Genomic DNA, 3,149 nt, shown 5'->3' on the forward strand with positions numbered 1-3,149 from the left:
AAAGGGCAATCCAAACAAATTATAGACTATAATGAATATGAGGTTAAGCCAAACAGCTTATTTTTTATATCTCCCAACCAAGTTCACCATTTTGAAGAATGGCAGCCCCTTAGTGGTGGTACAATCTTATTTTCCGAAGAATTCTATCTGCTCAAACGTTCCAATAAAGACACCTTATTTGAGCTCAGTTTTTTAGACAACCTGTATTCCAATCCCTGTATTGAGTTTACTATAAAAGAATTTGCCAGTATCTTGGATCTTATCCATCAAATTGAGACCGAACAAGAGCGGAATGATAAAAACCCCACAATCATTCAGTCGTATTTACATATTTTATTGGCTCAAGTGCAGCGCTATCTTGATACATCGGGCACCCCTGTCAATTCAAAAAAATACCTAGTGCAATTTAAGCAGTTCAAGTCCACCTTGGAGGAAAATTTTATTGAAAGCAACTCCGCCCAATTTTATGCCGATAAGTTGCATATTACGACCCATCATTTGAACCTGATTTGCAAAGAAATTACCAATAAAACAGCAACAGAAATAATCAGGGCAAGGAGTATTTTGGAAGCCAAACGACTTTTAACCTTTACTGACAGAACAATTTCTGAAATAGCTTTTGAATTGAACTTCACGGACAGCTCTTACTTCGCCAAAGTATTCAAATCAGAATCAGGGATGACCCCCTTGGAATTCAAAAACCAAATGTCCGAAAAGTACCGAAGAGCATAGGATTTCTTATAACTACCACTTTATATATTGACCCACCTTTGCATAGTAAAATTTAAAAAAACATTATGCAAAACACAACAAATGCACCTTCTTATAAAGAAGGATTAGAACAACTTACCGGTCAATTGTCTGGTATGTTACCCGAAGAATCCCTTAAGATATTCGACCATGATGCCAGGCAGCTTCAAGAAAAACACAACTCACCCTTGGTGATACAGGTTGGGGACAAAGCCCCTTCTTTTACATTGCCCAATGCTACAGGGAGGCTTGTCAGCTCGGAAGAACTGTTGAAAAAGGGAAAACTTGTTATTGTTTTTTACAGAGGCACTTGGTGTCCCTACTGTAATTTACAGTTAAGCACTTACCAGTCAGCATTGGATCAAATCAAAACGACAGGAGCCAATCTGATCGCTATTTCCCCCCAAACTCCCGATCAGTCATTGAGCATGAAGGAGAAGAATCAATTGGCATTCGAAGTCCTTTCAGATGCAGGGAATACAGTATCCCGCAAGTTCACATCCATTTTCAGGAATGCAGACAGTGCTGTCGATGCATTGGGTCAACTTGGTATCGATTTCCATTCTTATTATGAGGACAAATCCGGTGAAATAGCTGTACCTGCTGTTTTTGTGATTGATTCCGACAGTGAGGTTTTGTTAGCACGGACAGAAGGCGGGGATTACCGCAACCGTGTAGAACCTAAAGAAATATTGGAAGCCCTTTCTCATTAAATTATAACAGATAAAAAATGAAAATTTTAAAACTCTTAGCCGCAGGCATCTTGGCAGCATGCCTGATTGTATTGAACGTTATAGGTCTTTATGCCCAGACTAAAGAAAAAAATGTAACAGTCATTGAATTGACGCAAACAGAAAAACAGTTTACAACACAGAAGTTGGAGCTAAAACCTGGGAAATATCAATTTAGGGTAGTCAATGAAAACGTGAGCAAGGATTTGGGATTTGTAATTACTGTCGTCCGAGATTAAAAGTATGCAAAATAATTTAATCTGAGAATAATACAAAATGAAAGATGGGAAGCTTTTTGGAGCTGTCCCATCTTTTTTATATTGTTGTTTCGACCAAGAAAAAACAATATGAAGCAAGTTAAGAATATTTTTTTGTCCGGGCATCCTATCATTGCCCAGCTTTTAACAATGATCCCGAAAGAGATTTTCAACCAGGTCGTTGAACAGGAAAATTCTGACAGGTATTACAAGAAACTTAAATCCGCAGACCATTTCATATGTATGTTTTATGCCTTCCTTACCCGGAATGGCAGTCTCAGGGAGGTCTGCAAGAATATTTCCCTGATTGCCCAGAAGCTGATCCCTTTCGGTTTCAAACAGTTGCCAGCCAGGAGCACACTATCAGACGCAAACCGCAAACGTGACAGCAAGGTGTTCGCACTGCTTTACTTGAGGCTTTATACTTATTACAGAACAAGTCTTCAGGGCAACTGGCTGGATATCGGGGGAGAGGTGGATCCCGGCATGGTGGAAGTCTTTGACTCCACGACCATCACACTTTTCAAGGAAATCCTGAAAGGGGCCGGGCGTAACCCTTTGGACGGAAAGAAAAAAGGGGGAGCCAAGGTGTTTGCCAAAATGAACCTGGCCGAAGGGGTCCCAAATTTTATATGCATCCGTTCGGCGGCAACCAATGAAAACATATTCCTCAAAGTCATGGAGCTTCAGGAATACGGGATAGCAGTGTTCGACAAGGGTTTCAACCGTTATTCCTGCTTTGAAAAATGGAGCAGTTCAAACCGGTATTTTGTGACACGAAAAAAAGACAACGCCAGATACGAGATCGTAATGGATTTTGACTGTTCGAATTCCCGGGACATCGAGTCAGATCAGGTTATATTGCTGAGATACAGGGAGAACGGCGTTTCTCGGACAGTTGAGCTAAGATTGGTATGCTATTTTGACCCGGAGAGCGGTGAAAGACTGGAATTCATCACCAATCTGATGGGACACGAAGCCCTGACCATAGCCCAGCTTTATAAGAACAGATGGGTCATTGAGGTGCTGTTCAAGCAGATAAAGCAGAATTTCGAACTGAAATATTTTTTGTCGGACAGTGAGAACGGTATCAAAATCCAGATATGGGTCGCCCTGATCCTAAACCTGCTGTTTTCAGTGCTCCATAAACGGATAAAAGAGGCTGAGGACTTTTCCACCATGGTAATGGTGGCAGCAAAAAACCTGTGCTCATACGTCAGCCTTGAAAAGTTCCTGGTCAATACTGAGACCTATTGTAAAAGTATATTTCAAAAGGAACTCAATAATATCCAAACCGAAATATGGTTCTCGGGATAGGGGGTGGTTTTCATAATCCATAAAAAAAGCCCCCATTTAAGAAATGAGGGCACTTTAATCTTATTTTCTTAATTTAGTCGGACGACAGTAATAA

The 3,149-nt window shown here is 40.6% G+C and carries 4 protein-coding genes; all 4 read left to right on the plus strand.

Going from position 1 to position 3,149, the window contains the following annotated elements; translation table 11 throughout:
• Window positions 1-732 (plus strand): AraC family transcriptional regulator (locus tag ACEW8U_RS09875; protein ID WP_373521875.1); only part of this gene is annotated, 732 nt, incomplete at its 5' end.
• Between the two features lie 65 nt (window positions 733-797).
• Window positions 798-1,463, plus strand: coding sequence for a peroxiredoxin-like family protein (locus tag ACEW8U_RS09880; protein ID WP_373521876.1), 666 nt, complete (start codon window positions 798-800; stop codon window positions 1,461-1,463).
• A 17-nt stretch (window positions 1,464-1,480) separates the two neighbouring features.
• Complete coding sequence (locus tag ACEW8U_RS09885) at window positions 1,481-1,720, plus strand: hypothetical protein (protein WP_373521877.1); 240 nt, start codon at window positions 1,481-1,483, stop codon at window positions 1,718-1,720.
• Between the two features lie 108 nt (window positions 1,721-1,828).
• Entirely contained in the window at window positions 1,829-3,055 is a 1,227-nt protein-coding gene (locus ACEW8U_RS09890; RefSeq protein WP_373521878.1) for an IS4 family transposase, read from the plus strand.
• The last annotated feature ends 94 nt before the right edge of the window (window positions 3,056-3,149 follow it).

The sequence above is a fragment of the Aquiflexum sp. genome (assembly GCF_041751335.1).
Lineage (GTDB): Bacteria > Bacteroidota > Bacteroidia > Cytophagales > Cyclobacteriaceae > Aquiflexum.